This is a genomic window from Geodermatophilus obscurus DSM 43160 (genome assembly GCF_000025345.1).
GTDB classification, from domain to species: Bacteria; Actinomycetota; Actinomycetes; order Mycobacteriales; family Geodermatophilaceae; genus Geodermatophilus; species Geodermatophilus obscurus.
The window spans coordinates 926,625-949,083 of the sequence record NC_013757.1 but is presented as its reverse complement, the minus strand read 5'-3'; the positions used below and the strand labels follow the sequence as shown (position 1 = coordinate 949,083).

At 75.7% G+C, this 22,459-nt stretch carries 25 protein-coding genes and 1 tRNA gene; 11 read left to right on the top strand and 15 right to left on the bottom strand.

Annotated features, from left to right (window positions below; genetic code table 11):
• Positions 1–7: 7 nt before the first annotated feature.
• On the top strand, positions 8–790 hold the full coding sequence (locus GOBS_RS04440; protein ID WP_012947098.1) for an enoyl-CoA hydratase/isomerase family protein: 783 nt from the start codon (positions 8–10) through the stop codon (positions 788–790).
• Between the two features lie 19 nt (positions 791–809).
• Here the strand turns inward: GOBS_RS04440 and GOBS_RS04435 are convergent, their stop codons facing one another.
• From GOBS_RS04435 to GOBS_RS27085, 6 genes are all read right to left on the bottom strand, one after another.
• Positions 810–1,880: a fibronectin type III domain-containing protein gene (locus GOBS_RS04435; RefSeq protein ID WP_012947097.1), complete on the bottom strand. Its 1,071-nt coding sequence runs from the start codon at positions 1,878–1,880 to the stop codon at positions 810–812.
• A gap of 2 nt (positions 1,881–1,882) precedes the next feature.
• Positions 1,883–2,929: a hypothetical protein gene (locus tag GOBS_RS04430; protein ID WP_012947096.1), complete on the bottom strand. Its 1,047-nt coding sequence runs from the start codon at positions 2,927–2,929 to the stop codon at positions 1,883–1,885.
• Positions 2,930–3,068: 139 nt separating this feature from the next.
• Positions 3,069–4,730, bottom strand: a complete 1,662-nt coding sequence (locus GOBS_RS25180; RefSeq protein ID WP_012947095.1) for a GGDEF domain-containing protein — start codon at positions 4,728–4,730, stop codon at positions 3,069–3,071.
• The gene (locus tag GOBS_RS27980; RefSeq protein ID WP_012947094.1) at positions 4,727–5,785 is read right to left on the bottom strand and encodes a hypothetical protein; all 1,059 of its coding nucleotides are present in this window, start codon (positions 5,783–5,785) and stop codon (positions 4,727–4,729) included. The genes GOBS_RS25180 and GOBS_RS27980 overlap by 4 nt, the downstream gene beginning before the upstream one ends.
• Before the next feature lie 156 nt (positions 5,786–5,941).
• The gene (locus GOBS_RS27090) at positions 5,942–6,568 is read right to left on the bottom strand and encodes a signal peptidase I (RefSeq protein ID WP_166487288.1); all 627 of its coding nucleotides are present in this window, start codon (positions 6,566–6,568) and stop codon (positions 5,942–5,944) included.
• A 38-nt stretch (positions 6,569–6,606) separates the two neighbouring features.
• Complete coding sequence (locus GOBS_RS27085; protein WP_012947092.1) at positions 6,607–7,263, bottom strand: hypothetical protein; 657 nt, start codon at positions 7,261–7,263, stop codon at positions 6,607–6,609.
• A 276-nt stretch (positions 7,264–7,539) separates the two neighbouring features.
• Between GOBS_RS27085 and GOBS_RS25175 the strand changes: the two genes are divergently transcribed.
• Positions 7,540–8,427: a PRC-barrel domain-containing protein gene (locus GOBS_RS25175; RefSeq protein WP_012947091.1), complete on the top strand. Its 888-nt coding sequence runs from the start codon at positions 7,540–7,542 to the stop codon at positions 8,425–8,427.
• Positions 8,428–8,491: 64 nt separating this feature from the next.
• Here GOBS_RS25175 and GOBS_RS04400 read toward each other — a convergent pair.
• The 5 genes from GOBS_RS04400 to galU form a co-directional block, all read right to left on the bottom strand.
• Positions 8,492–8,565, bottom strand: a tRNA-Ala gene (locus GOBS_RS04400).
• A gap of 120 nt (positions 8,566–8,685) precedes the next feature.
• Positions 8,686–9,390 carry a divisome protein SepX/GlpR gene (sepX, locus tag GOBS_RS04395; protein ID WP_012947090.1) on the bottom strand — a complete coding sequence of 235 codons (705 nt, stop codon included), beginning with the start codon at positions 9,388–9,390 and terminating at the stop codon, positions 8,686–8,688.
• A gap of 154 nt (positions 9,391–9,544) precedes the next feature.
• Positions 9,545–10,165, bottom strand: a complete 621-nt coding sequence (locus tag GOBS_RS04390; RefSeq protein WP_012947089.1) for a GNAT family N-acetyltransferase — start codon at positions 10,163–10,165, stop codon at positions 9,545–9,547.
• A gap of 8 nt (positions 10,166–10,173) precedes the next feature.
• Positions 10,174–11,607: a molybdotransferase-like divisome protein Glp gene (gene glp / locus GOBS_RS04385; RefSeq protein ID WP_243697642.1), complete on the bottom strand. Its 1,434-nt coding sequence runs from the start codon at positions 11,605–11,607 to the stop codon at positions 10,174–10,176.
• Between the two features lie 41 nt (positions 11,608–11,648).
• Complete coding sequence (gene galU / locus GOBS_RS04380; RefSeq protein ID WP_012947087.1) at positions 11,649–12,563, bottom strand: UTP--glucose-1-phosphate uridylyltransferase GalU; 915 nt, start codon at positions 12,561–12,563, stop codon at positions 11,649–11,651.
• A 168-nt stretch (positions 12,564–12,731) separates the two neighbouring features.
• Between galU and GOBS_RS04375 the strand changes: the two genes are divergently transcribed.
• The 4 genes from GOBS_RS04375 (at position 12,732) to GOBS_RS04360 (ending at position 17,589) form a co-directional block, all read left to right on the top strand.
• Positions 12,732–13,316, top strand: coding sequence for a 5-formyltetrahydrofolate cyclo-ligase (locus tag GOBS_RS04375; RefSeq protein ID WP_012947086.1), 585 nt, complete (start codon positions 12,732–12,734; stop codon positions 13,314–13,316).
• A gap of 219 nt (positions 13,317–13,535) precedes the next feature.
• Positions 13,536–14,873, top strand: coding sequence for an SLC13 family permease (locus GOBS_RS04370; RefSeq protein ID WP_012947084.1), 1,338 nt, complete (start codon positions 13,536–13,538; stop codon positions 14,871–14,873).
• A 20-nt stretch (positions 14,874–14,893) separates the two neighbouring features.
• The gene (locus GOBS_RS04365) at positions 14,894–16,072 is read left to right on the top strand and encodes a CaiB/BaiF CoA transferase family protein (RefSeq protein WP_012947083.1); all 1,179 of its coding nucleotides are present in this window, start codon (positions 14,894–14,896) and stop codon (positions 16,070–16,072) included.
• On the top strand, positions 16,069–17,589 hold the full coding sequence (locus GOBS_RS04360) for a carboxyl transferase domain-containing protein (protein WP_012947082.1): 1,521 nt from the start codon (positions 16,069–16,071) through the stop codon (positions 17,587–17,589). Before GOBS_RS04365 ends, GOBS_RS04360 begins: the two co-directional genes overlap by 4 nt.
• A 213-nt stretch (positions 17,590–17,802) precedes the next feature.
• Here GOBS_RS04360 and GOBS_RS04355 read toward each other — a convergent pair whose 3' ends face one another.
• The 3 genes from GOBS_RS04355 to GOBS_RS04345 form a co-directional block, all read right to left on the bottom strand.
• Positions 17,803–18,294: a MarR family winged helix-turn-helix transcriptional regulator gene (locus GOBS_RS04355; RefSeq protein WP_012947081.1), complete on the bottom strand. Its 492-nt coding sequence runs from the start codon at positions 18,292–18,294 to the stop codon at positions 17,803–17,805.
• A gap of 45 nt (positions 18,295–18,339) precedes the next feature.
• Positions 18,340–18,711 (bottom strand): PP2C family protein-serine/threonine phosphatase, encoded by a 372-nt coding sequence (locus GOBS_RS04350; RefSeq protein ID WP_279432638.1) that lies wholly within the window; start codon positions 18,709–18,711, stop codon positions 18,340–18,342.
• Between the two features lie 70 nt (positions 18,712–18,781).
• Complete coding sequence (locus tag GOBS_RS04345; RefSeq protein WP_012947080.1) at positions 18,782–19,249, bottom strand: nuclear transport factor 2 family protein; 468 nt, start codon at positions 19,247–19,249, stop codon at positions 18,782–18,784.
• Positions 19,250–19,521: 272 nt separating this feature from the next.
• Here GOBS_RS04345 and GOBS_RS04340 point away from each other — a divergent pair, with 272 nt between their 5' ends.
• The 3 genes from GOBS_RS04340 to GOBS_RS28500 all read left to right on the top strand — a co-directional run bounded on the left by GOBS_RS04340 (position 19,522) and on the right by GOBS_RS28500 (position 20,714).
• Positions 19,522–19,863 carry an FmdB family zinc ribbon protein gene (locus GOBS_RS04340; RefSeq protein ID WP_012947079.1) on the top strand — a complete coding sequence of 114 codons (342 nt, stop codon included), beginning with the start codon at positions 19,522–19,524 and terminating at the stop codon, positions 19,861–19,863.
• 82 nt (positions 19,864–19,945) lie between these two features.
• The gene (cpaB, locus tag GOBS_RS04335; RefSeq protein WP_012947078.1) at positions 19,946–20,593 is read left to right on the top strand and encodes a Flp pilus assembly protein CpaB; all 648 of its coding nucleotides are present in this window, start codon (positions 19,946–19,948) and stop codon (positions 20,591–20,593) included.
• The gene (locus tag GOBS_RS28500; RefSeq protein ID WP_243697641.1) at positions 20,586–20,714 is read left to right on the top strand and encodes an MscL family protein; all 129 of its coding nucleotides are present in this window, start codon (positions 20,586–20,588) and stop codon (positions 20,712–20,714) included. Before cpaB ends, GOBS_RS28500 begins: the two co-directional genes overlap by 8 nt.
• 178 nt (positions 20,715–20,892) lie before the next feature.
• Here GOBS_RS28500 and GOBS_RS04325 read toward each other — a convergent pair whose 3' ends face one another.
• Positions 20,893–21,588 (bottom strand): YbaK/EbsC family protein, encoded by a 696-nt coding sequence (locus GOBS_RS04325; protein WP_012947076.1) that lies wholly within the window; start codon positions 21,586–21,588, stop codon positions 20,893–20,895.
• Positions 21,589–21,678: 90 nt separating this feature from the next.
• Between GOBS_RS04325 and GOBS_RS04320 the strand changes: the two genes are divergently transcribed.
• Complete coding sequence (locus tag GOBS_RS04320) at positions 21,679–22,041, top strand: VOC family protein (RefSeq protein ID WP_012947075.1); 363 nt, start codon at positions 21,679–21,681, stop codon at positions 22,039–22,041.
• The gene (locus tag GOBS_RS04315; protein WP_012947074.1) at positions 22,038–22,457 is read left to right on the top strand and encodes a PaaI family thioesterase; all 420 of its coding nucleotides are present in this window, start codon (positions 22,038–22,040) and stop codon (positions 22,455–22,457) included. Before GOBS_RS04320 ends, GOBS_RS04315 begins: the two co-directional genes overlap by 4 nt.
• Positions 22,458–22,459: the final 2 nt, after the last annotated feature.

Here is a 22,459-nt window from a genome sequence, read left to right as displayed (position 1 = left end):
GCCCTCGATGACCGACCAGCCGGTGCGCACCGAGGCGGACGGCGACGTCTGGCGGGTGACCCTCGACTCCGCGGGGACCGGCAACGCCGTCGACCCCGCGATGGCCGCGGCCCTCGGCGAGGCGTTGCGGGCCCGCCCGCCGCGGACCCGGGCGGTGCTGCTGCTGGCCGAGGGCGAGCGCTTCTGCGTCGGCGGCGACGTGCGCGGCTTCGCGGCGGCGGCGGACCCGGGCGCCGAGGTGGGGCGGCTGGCCGCCGACTGGCACGAGGTCGTGCGGGCCCTGCTGGCCGCCCCGGTACCGGTCGTCGCCGGCGTGCACGGCGCGGTCGCCGGGGCCGGCGTCGGGCTGCTGGGCGCCTGCGACGTCGTCGTCTGCGCCCGCTCGACGAGGATCCGGCCCGCCTACGCCGCCATCGGCTTCTCCCCCGACGGCGGCACCTCCTGGACCCTGGCGCACGCGCTGGGCCCGGCCCGCGCCCTGGACCTGGCGCTGACCAACGGCACGCTCGACGCCACCGAGGCACACGCCTGCGGCCTGGTCGCCCGCGTGGTGGCGGACGACGAGCTGCGCGCGTCCGCCACCGGGCTGGCGCACGCGCTGGCGGCCGGACCGGTGCGGGCGATGGTGCGCACCCGCGCGCTGGTCCGCGGCGCCGCCGTCCGCACGCTCGACGAGCACCTGGACGACGAGGCCCGCCTGATCGCCGAGTCAGCGGAGGACCCCGAGGGGCGCGAGGGCGTGCGGGCGTTCGTGGGCAAGCGGCGGCCGGACTTCCGCAGCGCGCGCTGAGCGCTCCGCGACGCTCCGATCAGCAGGACGGGGTCAGCGTGGTGGTCACCGCGGTGGACACCCAGGCGCCGCGGTAGGCCCAGACCCGGTAGGTGTAGGTCGTGCCGTTCACCAGGCCCGTGTCGGTGACGGTCGTCGTCCCGATGGGCACGGTGTGGGTGGCCTGGACCGTCCCGCCCACGATCCGCTCACCCTTGTAGCCCGTCGCCCAGGAGCTGGGGCTCGCGGTCCAGGACAGGGTCGCCGCCGGCTGTTGGGCTGTCGGACGCAGGGCGATGGTCTGGGCGGCCCACTCGGTCGAGGAGTTCGTCTGCGAGGCCGAGCTGCGTGTCGCGGTGGCGCCGGTGCCCGTGGCCGTCACGTCGCCGGCGGAGACACCCAGGTGGGCGGTGCCGGTGCCGGACATGAGCTTCCAGCGCTGCTGGGTGCCCGCCGGGGCGGGGAGGTCCTCCTGCCACTTGGTGGTGAAGTCCACCAGCATCGTGTTGGCGACCGTCGTGGTGACCGAGGGAGTGGTCGCGGTCGTGCCCGTACCGGTCCTGCCCCCGGACGCGTTCACCGCGTCGACCGTGCTGACCCCTCGGTAGGCGGCGATGCCCCCCACCATCTCCACGGCGGATCCGAGGCTGAAGGTCGCGCTCGACGGCTCACCGGTGACCACCACGCGCCAGAACAGGGCCGAGGTGACCTGGGGGAAGTTGTCGGAGCGATAGGCGATGTCACGGCGGATCGAGGTCCAGCCGGCCGGTGGCGTGATCGTGGCGCTCCCCTTGTGACCGATCTGCGCGACGAGCACGTCCCCCGGGCTCACGCCCGGCGGGGTCGGGAGCTGCAGCGAGCTCGCCCCGGCCGCCGTCGACACGCTCACGTGGACGATGGTGCTCGTCGGGCAGCTCTGCGTGGCGGTGAGCCCGGAGGGGGGCTGCAGCCGGTCGGCGGCCAGGGAGTTCGCGGGGTTGGTCGTCGTGGCCCTGAAGGCCGCGGAGGTCGTCGGCAGCACGAGCACGGCGGCCACCACCGCGAGCGCGGCGACCAGCGCGGGGAGGGCGGGGCTCCTGAGGACAGGGAACCGCGAGGTGGACGGTCTCATGGTCAGCAGGCCGGGGTCAGGGTGGTGGTCACCGCGGCGGACACCCAGGTGCCCCGGTAGGCCCACAACCGGTAGCCGTAGGTCGTGCCGTTCACCAGGCCCGCGTCGGTGGCGGTCGTCGTCCCGAGGGGCACGGGGTGGTTCGCCTGGACCGTCCCACCCGCGAACCGCTCGAGCGTGTGGCCGTCGGCCCAGGAACTGGGGGTCGCCGTCCAGGACAGGGACGCGCCGACCTGCTGGAGGGCGGGACGCAGGACCACCGTCTGGGCGATCCACGCGGTCGTGGAGCCGGATGTCGTCGAGGTGCGCTGCGGGACGGCGCCGGGCCCCGCGAACGCCTCGTCGGCCGCGGTGACGGTCTCGCTGTCGGAGCTGTGCGTCCAGAGCGGGTTGGTGCCCGTCGGGGCCGGGGGTTGCCCACCGCTCCGCGTCAGGAGGTGGATGACCACCGCACCCGTCGCCGTCGTCGTCAGCGCCGGCGTGGTCGCCATCTGGCCGGAGCCCGCGGCCCCACCGGCGACGGCGACGGGGGTGCTCCCGCTGACCCCGCGGTAGGCCACGATCCCACCCACCATGTCGCCGCTCTCCGAGGTGGGGCGGGCGAAGTCCGCAGCCGGCTCGGTCCCCGCGGCCAGCTTCCAGTAGACGGCGGAGGTCACGACGCCTCCGCTCGTGTCGGTCAGGGTGATGCGGGTCCAGCCGCTGGGTGCCGTGATGGGCGAGGTGCCGTAGTAGGCCACCTGCGCGACCAGCACGTCGCCCGCCGCGGTCCCGGGCGGGGGGCTGAGCGTGAGCGGCGAGACCTTCGTCGAGGCGAGGGCCCCCCGCAGGACGACGGGTGCGTACGAGCACGTCTGCGTGACGCTCAGTCCGGACGGCGGGCGCAGGTGGTCGGCGGCCAGGGAGTTGACGGGGGTGCCCGACGTCGCGGAGAACGCCGTGTGCGCCGAGGGGAGCGCCGAGACGGCGACGAGCAGCCCCAGGGCAGCGACCAGACCGACCAGGCGGGCTCCGGGAACCCGCCGGACACGCCGGTGCGGCTCGTCCATCGTCATCCCCACCTTCCGGTCCCGCGTGCCAGCGGGCGACCCATCGAGGCATCGGCACCGGTCCCCCGGGGCTTGAGCTCTCCGCGACCCGGCCACCGCACCCCACCCCCGGGGGAGGGAGGAGCGCCACGGCCTCCGATCAGAGGGCCGCGTGCGCCCTGGTGGGCACCGGCGGGAGGGGGATCCGCGCGACGGTCGGCTCGTCGACGGCGACGCCGGTGACCGGTCCCTCCACACCCGCCAGGTGGGCCTGGTCCCGCCCGCCGGCCTTGGCGGCGTACAGGGCCGTGTCCGCGGTGGCGAGCAGTTCGGCGGCGGACAGGCCGGCCCCGTGCTGGCAGGCGATGCCCAGGCTCGCCGTGATCGGCCTCGGTGCCTCCACCTCCCGGAGCACCGTGCGCAACCGGCGTGCGACCGCGACGGCGTCGTCCGCCGTGGCGCCGGGCAGGATCAACGCGAACTCCTCACCGCCGTAGCGCGCGGCGACGTCGCCCGGCCGCACGCAGGACCGCAGGGCTGCGCCCACACCACGCAGGACGTCGTCGCCGGCCTGGTGCCCGTAGGTGTCGTTGAGCTTCTTGAAGTGGTCGAGGTCGATGATCAGGATCGACACCGGCGCACCGCTGCGGGCGGCGACCGCCAGCTCCCGGTCGAACGCGGCGTCGAAGGCCCGGCGGTTGGCCACCCCGGTGAGGCCGTCGGTGAGCGCGCTGGCCTGCAGGTGCTCCAGCAGCGCGACGCGGGCGAACGCCGTCGCCGCGTGCGCCACCGCCTGTTCGGCGACACCCACCCGGCGTCGCTCGATGCGCGAGCCGCTGCGTGCGTCGTCCGCGAAGGTCAGGACACCGCTGCCGGATCCGTCCAGGCCGAACGGGACGGCGACCACCCGACGGGCGCCCTCGAGCACGTCGTCCACCCACCGGTCGGGGCCCTTCACGGCCGCCAGGAACGTGCTGCCCTGGTCGACCGCCGCAGCGAGCAGCGACCCCGGTGGGGGTGCACCGACCGCCCGCAGGGGCTCGGCGTCGTGGTCCCGGTGCTTGCGGACGGCCAGGTCGACCGCCGGCACGGCGCTGCCCTCGGGCACGTGGCAGTGCACCGCGGCGAGGCGGGAGTCGGCCGCGTCGACGGTGAAGTCGAGCAGCGCCTCGGCCACCTTGGCGCCGGTGTCCGCCTCGTGCAGGGCGCCCGCCAGCCGGCGCAGCGCCTCCTCGTCGTAGCGGCGGCGACGCAGTTCGCGCTCGTTCACCGCGCCCAGGCCCGAGGTCATCATCGCGGTCACCCAGACGGCGACCAGGAAGACCCCGTAGGGCAGGGGGTCGAAGCCCTGGACGACGCCGTGCGCGGGCAGCAGGGCCGTGTCGACCGCCTTGAGGACCGACATCACCACGAGGGAGTGCCACAGGGCGAGCTTCAGACCGGTGCGGAAGGAGCCCAGCAGCGTGACGCAGATGACGTGCAGGACGATCACGTACACGACCGGCCCGGAGATGCCCCCGGCGACGTAGAGCGCCCACCCCAGGTGGACGGCGTCGAGGATCACCGGCACCGTGATCGCCGCCACGGCCCAGCGACGGCCGAGCGACGACAGCTTGTGCAGCACGAGTCCGACGGCCAACAGCACCGCCCCCGGCACGAGGAGGGTCTCCACCGGGGGTGTCTCCGCCGTCCGGGTGACCACCCACGCCGCGACGGGCAGGAGGACGACGACGCCGACGCGGACGGCGAGCAGCCACCGGAGGCGGTCGGCCAGGGGGAGGTTGTCCAGGGAACCCTGTGTTGCGGCAGGCGTCCGGCTCATGTGGGTGCCGTCCTCGGCAGCTCGGGGAAGTCTCGGAAGTCGTTCAGTTCCTGGTGGACCCGGGCCAGCGCCAGCTTCGGGTCCCGCCGGTCGAGCCGGCCCTGCACGGCGAGGAAGCCGGCAACGACGGCGACCAGCGCGAGCGGGAACTGACCGTCCTCGACGACCGCGATGGCCGTCTGCCCCACCGCGGCGGCCACCTCGGCGACCGTCGTGGGAGTTCCCTTCAACGGCGGCGCCTGGACGACGTCGCCGCCCTCACGCGGCGGCTCCCGGCCCGGGTCGGTCGCCGGCGGGGTCGGGCTCGGGGGCTCGGAGGGGAGGACCGGCTCCGGCTGGGGCGTCGGGGTCGGCGTCGGGGTCGGCGTCGGCGTCGGGGTCGGCGTCGGCGTCAAGGCGGGTGCAGGAGCCGGTGCGGGCGCGGGGACCGGCGTCGGCTCCGGGATCGGCGTCGGCTCCGGGACCGGCGTCGGCTCCGGGGTCGGTTCGGGGACCGGCTCGAAGTCGAGGGCCCAGACGAAGGACGCCGCGGCACGCAGGCCCTGCGCCCGGTGGTCGTCGAGGACCGTGACGCTGACCCGGTAGGTCGTCGACGCCGAGTCCGCGGGCCGCCAGCCCGTCGGGATCCCTGCGGCCGCCGTACGCGGCAGCTGCGCCAGCGTTCCGCTCCACGCCGGTACGCCGGTGAAGGACGCACACCGCGCCGGGTCGCCGAGCGTGCCCCGCTCGACGGTGAGGAACAGGTGGGGTGCGAGGGCGTCCTCGGTGACGTCGGCGCTGAGCGTCACCTCACCGGTCGAGCGGGCGGTCCCGGTCACCGACAGCGCCACGCAGGCGCTCTGCGTGGCACCCGGGCGCAGGCCGGTCGAGGTGAACAGCGCCGCACCCCCGCGGTCGTCGACGAGGCTGACCGCGCTGGTGCTCGCGGCGGCCGGCTGGACCGGCACGCCGGTCCACCCGGCTGTCACGTGGGCGAGCAGGGCGGCACCGACCAGCCAGGCGGCACCCCTGCTGCGCCGCAGGGGCGGGGACGTGTCGAGCGTCGGTGGGCGCATCGTCTCCCCTCCCTCGGCGAGGCCGCGGTCCGGCCTGCGGAACCGGTCCGGCTAGCTGATGTCTTCGGCGGCGCGCGGCGGATGTTGAGCAGGGGGGCGGCCGGGTCACCGGACCGGGCCACCGACCGCCAGTGGCAACCGGTTCCCGGCGCCGGCTCAGTGGCGACCGGCGAGGGGCACCGGGGGGAGCCCGACGCGGCGGACGACGTGGTCCGGGGCCGGGGCGGCCGCGAGCCGGTCGGCGCTGGTGAGGCCCCGCGGACCCCTGACCCGGCTGCCGGTCCCGCTGACGGTGGAGACGGCCGCTGCCGCGAGCAGGGCGGCGAGCCCACCCAGGTGGCCCCACTGCCCGGTGAGCCGCCAGTACGCGGGGAGCCCGACGTGGGGCACCCGCAGCTGCGCCTCGCCGATGACGCTCGAGGCCGGCACGTGGGTGCTGTCGTTGCTCTGGTTGGCGTCGCCCCGCGTGATGAGGTCCCCCCGCTCGTCGAAGGAGACGAGGCGGTGGAGCAGCAGCCGGTCGGTCCCCTCGGGATCGGGGAAGAGCAGCACCTGTCCCGGCTGCAGGTCCTGCGGGAGCACCGGACGCGTCAGCACCACGTCACCGGGCGAGAGCCGCGGCTCCATCGAGCCGGAGACGACCACGTGCCCCTGGAAGCCGACGAGCCGCGGAGCGAGGGCGAGGAAGACCAGGCCGGCCACGGTCACCAGGACGGCGGCGACGACCACGCGGAGGACGGCGGCCGGTCGCAGGCCCCGCTCCGGGACCGCGGGTCCGGGCACGCGTGAGCGGGGGGTGCTGTCGATCACTGCGGGCCCGGTCACGGGGTGTTCCGCGCTTCCCACGTGAACGTGGCGCTGGACTGGGTGGTCTGCGCCGCGTTGTCGTCCTTGACGGTGTAACTGATCCGGAGGGTGATGTGCGTGTTCGGCGCCGTGGCTGCGCTGACGAGCACGCCGTTGCCGTAGTCCGGGTGGGTGGCCTTGAGGTGGGCCAGCGTCCGCGAGGAGTCCGCCCCGGAGGCGTTCGCCTGCGCGGTGTTGTAGAGGAACGTCGGTGTGGCAGTCGGGGTGAACCCGGTGCAGTCGGCCGCGACCGTGGTCGACGCGGTGACGTCGGCGCCCCGCTCCACGCTCATCACGAGGTAGGGGTCCAGCGTGGTGGCACCGCTGGTCGGCGTCCCGGCGTACATGCGGATGTCCGCAGCCAGGTCCCCGGTGTAGTCGACCCGGATGCAGCGCGACCGGCTCGACCCGGGCTTGAGGGCACCGTCACTCGCGCTGGTGAACAGGGCCGAACCACTCGCGCTGTGGCTGAGGACGACGCTGCCGGTCTGCCACGAGTTGCCGACGTTGCCGGTGCTCGCGGAGAAGGCCGCGTGGGTCGAGCCCCAGGTCAGGGCCAGGCTGGTCACGAGGCCCACGGGCACCGCCACGGAGAGGGCGGTGCGACGGGCCCGGCGGGCGCGGTGGTGCACGGCGACTCCTCCGTCGGCGGTGGGACGCAGCGGCCTGCGTCTTCGACACACGGTTGATCGACACCACCGTCGGACCTCTGAGGAGCCGGGCCGATCCCCTCACCCGATCGGGTGGTGGACACGGCCACGCCCTGACCTCGCCAGCGGGCGCAGGACAGCCGTACGACCCGCCGACCGGGTTGCGGCCGGGCCTCGCGGGTAGCCCCGTCCGCGGGGAGCCCGACCGGCGAAGACACCGCCGCGGGTCCCGACCGGCGACCGAACGAGGAGGCGGCCATGGGCCTACCAGCACGCGACGAGGCCAGGGAGTGGGTCGGCTGGACCGTCGTCGACCGTGAGGGGACCGAGCTCGGCGCCGTCACCGCCGTCCTCGCGGACGAGTCCACCGGCCGGCCGGAGTGGGTGTACGTCGAGGTCGAGGGGGCGAGTGCCGTCGTCCCGGCGCTGGACGCCGAGGGCTCGGGCGGCCGGGTGACGGTCGCGGTGACCCGCGCCCAGGTCACGGCCGCGCCATCGGTCGGCGGTGCGCGGGCGCTGTCCACGGACCAGGAGGCCGACCTCTACCGGCACTACGGGATCGAGGCGTCGAGCGAGAGCTCGGAGACCCTGCTGCCCGCCGCTGCGGACGCCTCGGGGTCGACCGGTCGCGGCACCGTGCTCGCCGCGGGTGCCCTGGCCGCGGTGGCGGGCATCGGCGTCGTGCGGGCCCGCTCTCGGCGTCCGGTCGTCCGGCAGCCGTGGTCCCGGCGGCTGTGGGCACGCCGCCCGTGGGCGCCGCGCCCGCCGTCCCGCGCCGAGCTGGTCGCCGGGCAGGTCCGCGCCGTCTCCGTGCAGGCGCGGGAGGGTGCCCGGCACGCCGCGCGGACGGCCGGCCCGATCGCCGCCGCGGCCGCGGAGTCGGCACGGCACCGGGCGGTCCTGGCCGGTGAGGGGGCCCGGCACGTCGCCCGCACGGCCGCCCCGCTCGCGGTCACCGCTGCAGAGTCGGCACGGCACCGGGCGCTGCTGGCCGGTGAGGGGGCCCGGCACGTCGCCCGTACGGCGGCCCCGCTCGTGGCCGCGACCGCCGAGTCGGTGCGGCACCGGGCGCTGCTGGGAGCCGAGCAGCTGCGTCACGCGACCCGTGCGGCGTCGCACACCATCCGGACGTCCACCCACCCCTGACCCGGGCAGCACGCCGGAGAGCCCCGCACCGGACGGACCGGGCGGGGCTCTCTGGGTGTCGGGGTGGAGCTGAGGGGATTCGAACCCCTGACCCCCTCGATGCGAACGAGGTGCGCTACCGGACTGCGCTACAGCCCCTGACGGGAGACGAGCTTACCGCCCGCCCCCGCCGCCGCCACGACCGGGGCGGCGAGCCATGCCGGCCACCCTTCAGGGGCCCGCGCCGAGCTTGCGAGGCGTGGGGGGAAGGGTGGTCCTCTAACCGTTGGCGACCCGGCGCGGCTGGTAGACGTCGATGTCGGCGAAACCGATGTCGTCGTCGTCCAGGCCCACGACGGCGCTGTTCTGCCAGCCGGCCGGAGCGGCGGTGCGGGCCGCCACGACCCGGCCGGGGCGCAGCGGGTGCACCGGCGCCAGCGGCAGGCTCGGGTGCGGCAGGCCGACGGTGTGGTGGTGCACCTCCGCGGCCGGCGCCTCCTCGGCGGGGGCCGGACGGGGTGCCGGGATCGGACGGGCTGCCGGCCGGCGCGCGGTGCGGGCAGCGGCCCGGGCGGCGCGGCGGGCGGCCAGCCGCTCCCGGCGGGCAGCGGCCCGCAGCACCATCAGGTAGGCGACCACCGCGAGGTCGAGCACGCCCTGCGCGATCCACAGCCACGGGCTCCAGACCAGCGCGCCCACCAGCGCCAGCAGCGTGAGCGCCACCAGGCCGGCGAGCGTGCGGCGGCGGACGGCGTGGACGTCGACCCGCAGCTCACCGGAGGTCAGCAGCGCGGCCCGGTCGATCGAGACCCGCTCGGTCTCGGCGAAGACGGCGGGGTCGACCGCCCGCCGCCGCTGCAACGTCCGGCCCGCGTCCGCCCCCGTGGAGCGGACCGCCGAGGAGTCACCGCGGGTCACCACCATGGGCACCAGCACGACGAACCACAGCACGACCAGAGCGGCCAGCAGCACACCCGAACCCATCTGAGAACACCACCCGTCACACGCGTCACCTGCCGGGCGAAGTTACGGCCTGCACTCCTCCGTTCGAGGGAGGCGCACGGCGTGTCATGAGTGTCGTGTGACTGGAGTGCCGGAACGGCGGCGTGTCGACACGGCGACACACCTCCGCCGGTGGTCAGCGTGGTAGGCGCGACTGCCAGCGGGCGACCACGCCGCCGGGCACGTCCTCGGCCAGCAGCGCGAAGGTGTCGTGGTCGCGCCAGTCGCCGTCGATGTCCAGGTACCGGCGCAGCAGGCCCTCGTGACGGAACCCCAGGCGGTGCACCAGCCCCCGGCTCCGCGCGTTCTCGGGGCGGATGTCGGCCTGCAGCCGGTGCAGCCGGGCGGGCCCGAAGGCGTGGTCGCAGACCAGCGCCACGGCCAGCGAGGCCACCCCCCGGCCGGCGACGGCGCGGTCGATCCAGTAGCCGAGGTTGCCCGAGCGCAGCGCGCCGCGGACGACGTTGTCGATGGTCACCTGCCCGGCCAGCCGACCCTCCACCCGGACGACGAACGGCAGCGACATGCCCATCGCGGCCCGGCGCAGCACCGCCCGCCGCATCGCCCGGTACGCCGCCGGCGTGTGCCGCGCCGCCCACGGCCCGGCCGCGGTCGGCTCCCAGGGCGCCAGCCAGGCCTCGTTGGCCCGCCGGACCCGGCTCCACTCCTCGGCGTCCCGCCGGCGCGGCGGGTGCAGCTCGACCGGGCCCCAGACCAGGTGCGCGGGCCACCCGGGCCGCAGGGCGGGGTCGACCACTGCGCCGCTCAGCCGCCGAGCAGCAGGGGTATGACGGTGACCAGCCCGCCTGCGGCCACCTCGGTGACGTCCTCGTCGACCACGACGAGGCAGTTGGCCCGCGCCATCCGCGCCAGCATCGCCTCCTCGCTGGAACCGCTGCCGTCCCCGAGCGGCTCCACCACGTAGCCGCCGTCCGGGTGGCGCATGACCTGCCCGTGCAGGTACTGCCGGTAGCCCAGCGGGGAGAGCAGCCGCTCGGCGGCGATCGCCTGCACCGTGCGCCGGAACAGCTGGCGTTTGCCGAGCATCATCCGGATGGCCGGGCGCACGAACACCTCGAAGGCGACCAGCGCGGCGACCGGCTCGCCGGGCACGCAGATGACCGGCACCGAGTCCCGCCCGAGGCGGCCGAAGGCCTGGACCGGCCCGGGGTGCATCGTCAGCTGCGAGAACTGCAGGGGGCCGAGCTCGGCGAGCGCCTCCTGCACCACGTCGCCCTCGCTGGCGAAGGTGCCGGCGATGAGCAGCAGGTCGCTGCGCAGCAGCTGGCTCTCCAGCACCTCCGACAGCCGCCGGGGTTCGGTGGGGAGGATGCCCCAGCGGTAGGCCTCGGCCCCGGCGTCGCGCGCGGCGGCGGCCAGCGCGTAGCTGTTGACGTCGACGACCTGGCCGGGGCCTGGCTGGGTGCTGATGTCGACGAGCTCGCTCCCCGCGGAGAGGACGGCGACCCGCGGGCGCGGCCGCACCTGCACCCGGTCGCGGCCGACCGCGGCGAGCAGGCTGATCTGGGCCGGGCCGATCGGGGTGCCCACCTGTACTGCGGTGGTGCCCGGCGCGACGTCGTCCCCCGCCCGGCGCACGTAGCTGCCGACATCCGGACCGGCGTGCACGGCGACCTCCGCCATGCCGCCGTCGGTCCACACCGCCGGGACGACGACGTCCGCGCCGGCCGGCAGCATCGCGCCGGCAGCCACCTTCTGCGCCATGCCCGGACCGATCGACGCCGGGCCGGTGGGGCCGGCGACGGTCTCGCCCACCACCGAGAGCCGGGCCGGCTCGGCGGGGCTGGCGCCCTCGACGTCCATCGCGCGGGCGGCATAGCCGTCGAGCGCGGCCTGGTCGAAGGCCGGCAGTGCGCGCTGGCTGACCACCTCCTCGGCGCAGAGCAGGCCCTGCGCGTCGAGGACGGCCAGCTCGATCGGGTCCGGCTGCGGCACAGCGGAGAGGATCTCGTCGAGGTGCTGCTCGACGCTGCGCGGCGGTGCCGGCTCGGCCGCGGCGGGCGGCGGCGGCATGGCGCCGGGCTCGATCGCCGTCGTCTCGTGCACGCGCGCCCCGGCGGCGGGCTCGACGGCGGACGACGGGGCCGGCACGTCCCGGACCGGAGTGCCGCGGCGCAGGTCCAGCGCCGTGGTGTCCCGGTACCCCGGGACCGTCCCGTCCCGACCGTCCTCCGTCATGCCCACCACGGTGATCGATGCTGCCCCCTGCGGGCGTCCGCTCAGGCCTCCGACGCGCCCGCGGCGGGCAGGTCGGCCACGAACTCGGCCAGCCAGGCGCGGAAGCCGGGGCCGAGGTCCTCCCGCTCGCTGGCCAGCTGGACGACGGCCTTGAGGTAGTCCAGCCGGTCGCCGGTGTCGTAGCGGCGGCCCGAGAACACCACCCCGTGCACCGGCTCGCCGCGCTCGACGAGGGTGGCCAGGGCGTCGGTCAGCTGGATCTCGCCGCCGCGGCCGGGCGCGGTCTCGCGCAGGACGTCGAAGACCTCGGGGGCCAGCACGTAGCGGCCGATGATCGCCAGGCTGCTCGGCGCCTCGTCGACCGGCGGTTTCTCGACCAGGCCGGTGATCGCGACGACGTCGGTGCCACCGGGCTCGACGGCGACCGCGCCGTACTTGTCGATGTTCTCCCGGCCGACGTCGAGCAGCGCCACCACCGAGCCGCCGTGCTCGGCCTGCACCTGCAGCATCTGCTCGAGCAGGTGGTCGCGGGCGTCGATGATGTCGTCGCCGAGCAGGACGGCGAACGGCTCGTCGCCGACGAAGGCGGCGGCCTGCAGCACCGCGTGGCCGAGCCCGCGCGCCTCGCCCTGGCGGACGAAGTGCACCTGGGCGATTTCGGTGGACGCGTGCACGGCGGCCAGCCGGGCGGCGTCGCCCTTCTTCTCCAGCGCGGTCTCGAGCTCGGGGTGGCGATCGAAGAAGTCCTCGATCGCGGCCTTGTTGCGGCCGGTCACCATGAGCACCTCGCCGAGCCCGGCGCGCGCGGCCTCCTCGACGATGTACTGGAGCGCGGGCCGGTCGACCACCGGCAGCAGCTCCTTGGGCACCGCCTTGGTGGCCGGCAGGAAACGGGTCCCCATCCCGGCGACGGGGATGACGGCCTTCCGCGTCGGGCGGGTGCTCGGAGTCGGCATGCGCGCGAGCCTAGTGACCCGGCACCGGAGCCCCCCGCGCGGTGCCGTCGGGCCGCCGCCGGCCGGGGATCGGGTCGTCGCCGGCGACACGCGCGCGGACACGCCGTCCGCGTCACCGTGCGGGGGCGGTCGGACCGGGACTCCGGGCGGGCTGGCTAGCCTGCGCCGGTGACCTCCGCGGACGACGTGACCGAGGCCAAGGTCGCCCTCCGCGCGCGGTTCCTCGCCCGCCGGGAGGCCCGCTCCGCCGAGGAGCGCGCCGCCGCCAACGCCGCGATCACCACCGCCCTGCTGCGCGGCCTGGCCGGCACGCGCACGCTGGCCGCCTTCGCCCCCGACCCGACCGAGCCCGGCGCGGGCCGGCTGCCGGCGGCCTTCACCCAGTTGCGCTCGCGGGTGCTGCTCCCCGTGGTGCCGGGCGACGGCCGCGAGCTGTCCTGGGCCGTCGACACCGGCCGGCTGGCCCCGGGCCGCTTCGGGCTGCTGGAGCCGGTCGGCCCGCGGCTGGGACCGACCGCGATCGGCGCGGCGGACGTCGTCGTCGTCCCCGCGGTGGCGGTGGCCCGGACCGGGGTGCGCCTGGGCCGTGGCGGCGGGTACTACGACCGCGCGCTGCAGCACGTGCGGCCCGACGCGCGGCTGGTGGCCCTCGTCTTCGACGACGAGCTGGTCGACGAGCTCCCCGTGGAGCCGCACGACAAGCGGGTCACCGCGGTGGTGACCCCCTCGGGCGGCTGGCTCGACCTGACCTGACCTGACCCGAGCCGGACCGGCCTCAGCCGTAGTCGGCGAGCAGCGGGACGTCCGGCCCGAGGCCGCCGGGCGGCCGGGCGTCGGGCTCATCGAGCGCGGACCCGGCCCCCTCCTGCATGCTCTCGGCGTGGTGCGTGATCAGTGCCCCCGCCCGAGGGGCTGGGCCACTGGTCCACCGGACCAAGGTGTCCCCGTCTTCCGACGCCGTAGGAGCTCCTCGTGTCACCGGAGATCGTCACCATCCTGGCGCTCGTCGCGATCTTCGCGATCGCGACGTTCCTGCCCATCAACATGGGGGCGCTGGCCTTCGTGGCCGCCTTCGTGGTCGGCACCTTGTCGGTCGGGCTGTCCACCGACGACATCCTCGGCGGTTTCCCGGCCGGGCTGGTGCTCACCCTGATCGGCGTCACGTACCTGTTCGCCATCGCGCAGAACAACGGCACCGTGGACCTGCTGGTCCGCGGGGCGGTGCGCATGGTGGGCGGGCACGTGGCCGCCATCCCCTGGATCATGTTCCTCGTCACCGCGCTGCTCACCGCCATCGGAGCGCTCTCCCCGGCTGCGGTCGCGATCATCGCCCCGATCGCCCTGACCTTCGCCGCGCGGCACGGGATCAGCCCGCTGCTCATGGGCATGATGGTCATCCACGGCGCCCAGGGCGGCGGCTTCTCCCCCATCAGCGTCTACGGCGTCACGGTCAACAGGATCGTCGAGGACGCGGGCCTGCCGAGCAACCCGTTGGCGGTCTTCTTGGGGGCGCTGGTCTTCAACATCGCCATCGCGCTGGTCCTCTTCTTCGTCCTCGGCGGCCGCCAGCTCATCGGGCGCAAGGTCGCCGCCGAGGGCGTGCCGCACACCGAGCACGCACACGGCACCCTCGTCCGCGGCCACGGCGCGGCCCCCGGGCCGGCCGTGGGCGGCGACGACGACGAGCACGTCCACCCCGACCGGCCGCAGCCGGTCACCCTCGACCAGGTCCTCACCCTCGTCGGGCTGCTCACGGTCGCCGTCCTGGCGCTCGTCTTCGACCTCGACATCGGGTTCGTCGCCATCACCGTTGCCGTCGTCCTCGCGCTGTTCTCCGCCCAGCAGCACAAGGGCGCCGTGGCCCAGATCAGCTGGTCGACCATCCTGCTCATCGCCGGCGTACTGACCTTCGTGTTCGTGCTCGAGGAGGCCGGCACCATCGACTACGTCGGCGACGCGGTGATCGGGCTCGGCGTGCCGCTGCTCATCGCGCTGCTGCTTGCCTACATCGGCGGGGTGGTGTCGGCCTTCGCCTCGTCGACGGCGATCATCGGGGTCGCCATCCTGCTCGCGGTGCCGTTCCTCGAATCCGGAGCCATCAGCGCGGTCGGCGTGGTCGTGGCCCTGTCCGTCGCCTCCACGATCGTCGACGTGAGCCCGTTCTCCACCAACGGCGCCCTCGTCCTGGCCAACGCGCAGGACGTCGACAGGGACCGCTTCTACAAGCAGATCCTGGGCTACGCCGGGATCGTCGTCGCCGTCGGGCCGCTGCTGGCCTGGCTGGTCTTCGTCGTCCCCGGCTGGCTCTAGACCCCGAGAGAGAGGCCCCCGTGCCCGGACCGCTGGACGGCGTCCTCGTCGTCGACCTGACCCGCGCCCTCGCCGGGCCGCACGCCGGGATGATGCTCGGCGACCTCGGCGCCCGCGTCATCAAGGTGGAGAACCCCGGCAGCGGGGACGACACCCGCGGCTGGGGGCCGCCGTTCCTCCAGCCCGAAGGAGCCGACCGGGAGTCGACCTACTTCCTGTCGACCAACCGCAACAAGGAGTCGGTCACCCTCGACCTCAAGGACGACGGCGACAAGGAGCTGCTGCGCGAGCTCGTCCGCCGGGCCGACGTGCTGCTGGAGAACTTCCGGCCCGGCACGCTGGCCCGGCTGGGCTTCGGCACCGAGGTGCTCGAGCAGCTCAACCCGCGGCTGGTCACCCTCTCGATCAGCGGCTTCGGCCACGACGGCCCCGAGGGTGGGCGGGCCGGCTACGACCAGATCGCCCAGGGCGAGGGCGGGCTGATGTCCCTGACCGGGGCCGGCCCGGACGACCCGCAGCGGGTCGGCGTCCCGATCGGCGACCTGCTGGCCGGCATGTACGGCGCCTACGGGGTGCTGGCCGCGCTGATCGAGCGGCAGCGGACCGGCCGCGGCCAGGTCGTGCGCACCTCCCTGCTGGCGGCCATCGTCGGCGTGCACGCCTTCCAGGGCACCCGGTGGACGGTGGCCGGCGAGGTCGGCCGCGCGCAGGGCAACCACCACCCCTCGATCGCGCCGTACGGGTTGTTCCACTGCAGGGACGGCAGCGTGCAGCTCTCCTGCGGGTCGGAGGGGCTGTGGCGGCGGCTGTGCACCGAGTTCGGCCTCGACGCGGAGGCGCCGGGGCTGGCCACCAACAGCGAGCGGGTGGCCAACCGGGCCCAGGTGATCGAGCTGCTGGAGCGCGCGTTCGCCGACCACTCCCCCGAGGAGCTGCTGGCCCGGCTGGCCGACGCCGGCATCCCGGCCGGCAAGGTGCGCACGCTCGACGAGGTCTACACCTGGGACCAGACGCTGTCGCAGGGCCTGCTGATCGACGTCGAGCACGCCACGCTCGGCCGGCTGCAGCTGCCCGGCCCGCCGCTGCGCTTCTTCGCCCCGGGTCCCGACGGCGAGACCGAGACGACCCGCCGCGAGCACGCCGCGCCGCCGGTGCTGGGGTCCTCCGACGAGGCGATCCGGGCCTGGCTGGCGCAGTGACCCGCTCGCTCGACGCCCGGGGGCTGCGCGACCTGGTCCTCGACCCCGGCTCCTGGAAGAGCTGGGACTCCCCCGTCCCCGTCGGCGACGTGCCGGAGTCCTACGCCGCCGAGCTGGCCCGGGCCGCGGAGCTGACCCGGCAGGACGAGTCGATCACCACCGGGGAGGGGCTGCTCCGCGGCCGGCGGGTCGCCGTGATCGCCGGGGAGTTCGGGTTCCTCGCCGGGTCGATCGGCGTGGCCGCCGCGGACCGGCTCATCACCGCGGTCGAGCGGGCCACCGAGGAGGGGCTGCCGCTGCTGGCCGCCCCGGTCTCCGGCGGCACCCGGATGCAGGAGGGCACCGTCGCCTTCCTGCAGATGATCGGCATCACCGCGGCCATCGCCCGGCACAAGGAGGCCGGGCTGCCCTACCTGGTCTACCTGCGGCACCCCACGTTCGGCGGCGTCCTGGCCTCGTGGGGGTCGCTCGGGCACGTGACCATCGCCGAGCCCGGCGCGTCGATCGGCTTCCTCGGCCCGCGGGTCTACCAGGCGCTCTACGGCGAGCCGTTCCCCGAGGGCGTGCAGACCGCCGAGCACCTCGCCGAACACGGGCTCATCGACGCCGTCGTCCCGTACGAGGAGATCGCCGAGGTCGCCGACCGGGCGCTTCGCGTGCTGGCCGCCCGGCAGACCTGGCACCGGGACGTCGCCGACGCCGAGCGGCCCACCGCCGAGGACGGCACCGATGCCGACGACCCCGAGGACGGGCGCAGCGCCTGGGCGGTGGTCACCGCCTCCCGCCGCGAGGACCGGCCCGGTGTGCGGCGGCTGCTGCGGACGGCGGCCACCGACGTCGTGGGCCTGTCCGGCACCGGCGCCGGTGAGAAGGACCCCGGGCTGCTGCTGGCCTTGGCGCGCTTCGGCGGTGCGCCGTGCGTCGTCCTGGGTCAGGACCGCCGCGGGCAGTCGCTGTCGGCGCCGCTCGGGCCGGCGGCGCTGCGGGAGGCCCGGCGCGGGATGCGGCTGGCCGCCGAGCTGCGGCTGCCGCTGGTCACCCTGATCGACACCCCCGGCGCGGCGCTGTCCAAGGAGGCCGAGGAGGGCGGCCTGGCCGCGGAGATCGCCCGCTGCCTGCAGGACCTGGTGATGCTGCGGGCGCCGACGCTGGCGGTGCTGCTGGGGCAGGGCACCGGCGGCGGGGCGCTGGCGCTCGCGCCGGCCGACCGGGTCCTGACGGCGGCCAACGGCTGGCTGGGTCCGCTGCCGCCGGAGGGCGCCTCGGCGATCGTGCACCGCACCGTCGACCGGGCCGGCGAGATGGCCGCGCACCAGGGCGTGCGGGCGACCGACCTGTGGCGGGCCGGGATCGTCGACCGCGTCGTCCCCGAGCGGCCGGACGCCGCCGACGAGCCGGTCGACTTCTGCCGGCGGCTGGGGCGGGTCCTCGGCGAGGAGCTGGCCGGCCTGCTCGGCCGGGACGACGGCGAGCGCTTCCGCACCCGGCTGCACCGGTACCGCCACCTGGGCCGCTGAGGTCCCGGCGACGACCAGCTGAGCTGGTCGTCGCCGGTCCTGGCTCACCACCGGTGCCGAGCCAGGACCCACGACGGTGAGCCAGGACGTCGGCCGACGGTGGCCAGCTCGAGGACGGACACCGGCAGCGGCTCGGGCACCCCCGGCCCGACGCCCGGCGCCGTTCGTGGCTTCCCGTCGGCCGGCGAGCACCCCGGCCGGCTCCCGCGGCGGTCAGCCGGCGTCCGCGCCCTCCCGCAGGCGCAGGCTGTGGTCGGGGTCGAGGCGGTCGAGCACCGCCTGCAGCGCGTTCCCGAGGTCGCGGGTCTGCTCGTCGGTGAGCGGGTCGAACAGCGCCGATCGGACGGCCTCGACGTGGCCGGGCGCGACCGACCGGACGACCTCCCAGCCGGCGTCGGTCAGCACGGCGACGTTGCCCCGGCCGTCCTCGGGCGAGGGCTCGCGGCGCACCCAGCCGCGTTCCTCCAGGCGGGCGACGGTGTGGGACAGCCGGCTCTGCGACTGGTTGGCCCGACGCGCGAGGTCGCTCATCCGCCGGCTGCGGCCAGGCGCCTCGGACAGCATGGCGAGGACGACGTAGGCGGCGTGGCTGAGGCCGGCGTCGCGCTGGAGCTGGGCGTCCAGCACCCGAGGGAGCAGCTCGGAGACGCTCAGCCACGTCCGCCAGATCCGCTGCTGCTCCTCGTCGAGCCACCGCTGCGCCACGTCCGGAACCGTAGTGGTGAGCGAGCCGGCTCCGGCCCGCCGGAGCTACCCCACGACGCGGATGGCGAGGGCGGCGATGTCGTCCTCGCGGTCGTAACGGACCGGGTCCAGCACGCGGTCCAGGATGGCGTCGGCCGGCAGGTGCTGCAGGCCGGTGAGCGTCCGGCCCAGCGCGGTGGTGCCCTCGTCGATGTCCTGGCCGGTGCTGCGGCGCTCGATGAGCCCGTCGGTGTAGAGCACCAGCGTGCTGCCCACGGGCAGGTCGGTCGTGTGGTCGCGGCGCGGCCGGGTGGGGTCGATGCCGACGAGCATGTCCGGTGGGGTGCGGAGCGCGACGGGAGGTCCACCGGCACCTCCCGGCTGAGACGGCTCCCGGTCGCGACCGGTGGGGTCACGACTCCGATCGAGCGGCTCCACCCTGACCTAGACGGGCGCTCACACGGTGTGACACAAGCCGTTCACCAGCGCGGACACCCACCTGCCCGGGTCACCGGAGCGGGATCTCCTGCTCCGGACCGCGCTCGTCGTCCCCGCGGGGACCGTGCCACCGACGATCGGTCTCGGCGATGGGGACGTCGTTGATGCTGGCCTCACGACGGCGCATGAGGCCGCGCTCGTCGAACTCCCACAGCTCGTTGCCGTAGCTGCGGAACCACTGGCCCCCGGCGTCGTGCCACTCGTACTGGAAGCGGACGGCGATGCGGTCGTCGGTGTACCCCCACAGGCTCTTGCGCAGCACGTAGTCGAGCTCGCGCTCCCACTTGCGGGTCAGGAAGGCGACGATCTCCGCCCGGCCGGCCAGGAACTCGTCGCGGTTCCGCCAGACCGAGTCCTCGGTGTACGCCAGGCTCACCCGGTGCGGGTCGCGGGTGTTCCAGGCGTCCTCGGCGGCCTGCACCTTGGCCAGCGCGCTGGCGCGGTCGAACGGCGGGAACGGCGGGCGGGGCTCGGTCACGGTGGCGCTCTCCTCCTCGAGGCCGGGGCCTCGGATCCTCCCCCGCTTCCCGGTGAGCCGCCCGGCCGGAGGATCGCATCGGCCCGACCGCCGGCAGACCCGTGACCGACGTGATCGGAACGGTGCAGCCCGGGCCCTGCCCACCGCCGCCGGGCCCGATCGGCGCTGCGTGTCGTCGGCCGCACGTGGACGGACGCGTCCGCGGCGCGCATCATTGGCAGTCGCTGGGCGAGAGTGCCAGCCCGGCCCGTCCGACGAGGAGTACCCGCACCGTGCCCACGTACCAGTACGCCTGCACCAACCCCGACGGCAAGCACCAGTTCGAGGTGGTGCAGAGCTTCACCGACGCCCCGGTGAGCGAGTGCCCCGAGTGCGGCAGCCCGGTGCGCAAGGTCTACGGCTCGGTCGGCGTGGTCTTCAAGGGCTCGGGCTTCTACCGCACCGACAGCCGCTCCAAGGCATCGTCGAGCGAGTCCGGCTCGTCGTCCAACGGCACGAAGGACGCCGCGCCCGCCGCCGCGGGCAACTCGTCGTCATCGAGTTCGACGTCGTCCTCGGGCTCCTCCTCGTCCAGCGGCTCCAGCACCTCCAGCAGCAGCGCAGCCGCCGGCTGACCTCCGGTCCACAGGCGGGCGCCCCCTCCACAGCTCGGCGTCCTACGCCCCGCCGTCGGCCGCAGGCGGCCAGCGTGGACCCATGGTCCGTCTCCGCCGCCCGCGCCGGCCCCTGCACACCGCCCGGCAGGTCCTCGCCGCGATGCTCGTCGCGGCCGCGCTCGTCCTGGCCCTGCGCCCGGCCCCGGCGCCGGCCCGCGCGCCGGCGCTCGTCCCGGTCGTCGTCGCCGCGGCCGACCTGGCACCGGGCGCCGTCCTCACCGCGGAGGACCTCGCCGTCGCCGCCTATCCCCCGGCCCTGCGCCCCACGGGGACGGTCGCGGACCCGGCCGACGTCGTGGGCCGGGCGCTGACCGGCGGTGTCCGGTCCGGCGAGCCGCTGACCGACGCCGGCCTGGCCGGGGCCGCCCTCACCGACCAGCTCGCCGCCGGGCAGGTCGCCGCGCCGGTGCGCCCCGCCGACCTCGCGGTCAGCGCGCTCGTGCAGCCCGGCGACCGGGTCGACGTCCTGGCCACTGCGCCGGGCGCGGCGCAGGCCGAGGTCGTCGCCGCCGGGGCACCCGTCCTGGCCACCCCGGGGCCGGACGACGACGGCCTGCTGCTGCTCGCCGTCGACGACGCCACCGCAGCCCGGCTCGCCGCCGCGGCCACCACCGCGACGCTGACGCTGAGCCTGCCGCCACGCGCCTCTCCGGGTGCTGCACCGGCCACGCCGCGTGTGGGTGGGTGACGCCCGTGCTCAGGGGTCCGAGGACTTCCTGCTGCGCGGCGACGTCGTCGAGCCCGCCGCCGCCGTCGTCATCGGTGCGGCGTCCACCGCCGTCGTCGGCCAGTTCGCCGAGTCGCTCTGACGCCGCGGGTCGGCCTCGCCGGTGACCGCGGGGAGCTCGGCAGCACGTTCAGGGTCGACGGACGGGTGTCCACGTGAGGCGCGTCCGTCAGCCGGCTGGTCACCTTCGTGCTGACCGCGGCGGTCGTCCACTTCGTCGTCGTGCTCCCTGTGAGTGGTGGGGGCAGGAGGGTCCTTACTCAGTCGCTGCCCCAGTGCGGCGGGCGGTCCTCGAGGTAGCGCCGGTCGGCGGCCGGCAACTCCTCGGGGCGCTCGCCCCAGCCGACGTCCCGGTCGTCGGGAGCCCGCTCGGCGGGGGCCGCCGGAGCGGCGCGCGGCGGCTCGGCCACCGGCCGGCCCAGCCCCTCGAGGACCTCCGCGGCGGGCAGCGCGGCCAGTGCGGCCCCGGGCACCGCCAGCTTGCTGCCCCGGGTGCCCGAGCCGACCACGACGAGGTCGGCGGCCGCGACGTCCGGGTCGACCAGCACCGGCCAGGACGGCGGCAGCCCCAGCGGGGTGATGCCCCCGTACTCCATGCCGCTCTCGGCGACGGCGACGTCCTGCGGCGCGAAGGAGACCTTGCGGGCACCGAGGTGGCGGCGCACCAGGCCGTTGACGTCGGCGCGGGTGGTCGCCGGGACCAGGCAGGCGGCCAGCTCGGTCTGCCCGGCGCGGCGCGCGGCGACGACCACGCAGTTCGCCGAGACCTCCAGCGGTACGCCGTAGGCCTCGGCGAAGGCGGCGGTGTCGGCCAGGTCGGCGTCGATCTCGGCGACCCAGGCGGGCGCGGTCAGCGCGCCCAGCGCCGCGGCCACCGGAGCGGCGAGCAGCTCGGGGCGTCCGGCGGCGGGGGTCCAGGTCAGCGTTCCGAGCCGGGGGGCGGTCGAGGAGTCCACGGGGACGATCCTGCCCCGGTGGCCGGATCGTCGCGGCGAGCGGCCGGATCCCCGCTGGTCCGGCACTCCCCCGCCCCGCAGGATGGGCCCATGATCGGCCAGCTGCACTCCGTCGTCATCGACGCGCCGGACGCGTACGCCCTCGCGACCTTCTACGCCGACCTGCTGGGGATGGAGGTCAGCAAGGGCTCCCCGGGCGACGACTGGGTCGTCGTCACCGGCCAGGGGTACCGGCTGGCGTTCCAGCAGGCGCCGGACCTGCGGCCGCCGGACTGGCCGGACCGGGAGCGACCCCAGCAGTTCCACCTCGACGTCCGGGTGGCCGACATCGGGGAGGCCGAGCCGAAGGCGCTCGCGCTGGGCGCCCGGAAGCTCCCCGGTGGCGGGGGCGACTTCCGCGTCTACGCCGACCCGGTCGGCCACCCCTTCTGCCTGGTCTGGGACGCCGCGTGAGTGCCGACCTGCCCGCGGTCGACCTGGACTCCGCCAGCCGGTTCGTCGCCGCCACCGGGTTCCAGGTCGGCGAGGTCGGTGCCACGCGCGTGACCGGGACGGTCCAGGTCGGGCCGGAGCAGCACACCCCCTGGGGCGTCGTCCACGGTGGGCTCTACTGCGCCGTCATCGAGTCGGCGGCCAGCATCGGGGCCAGCGTCGCGGTGGCCGACGCCGGGCAGTTCGCCGTCGGCGTCAACAACAACACCGACTTCATCCGCTCCATGACCGAGGGCCGGCTCGACGTCGTCGCCGAGCCGGTGCAGCAGGGCCGCACCCAGCAGCTCTGGCAGGTGCTGCTGACCCGGGCCGACGACGGCAAGCTCGTCGCCCGTGGCCAGGTCCGGCTGCAGAACGTGCGGCGACCCGGCGCGTGATC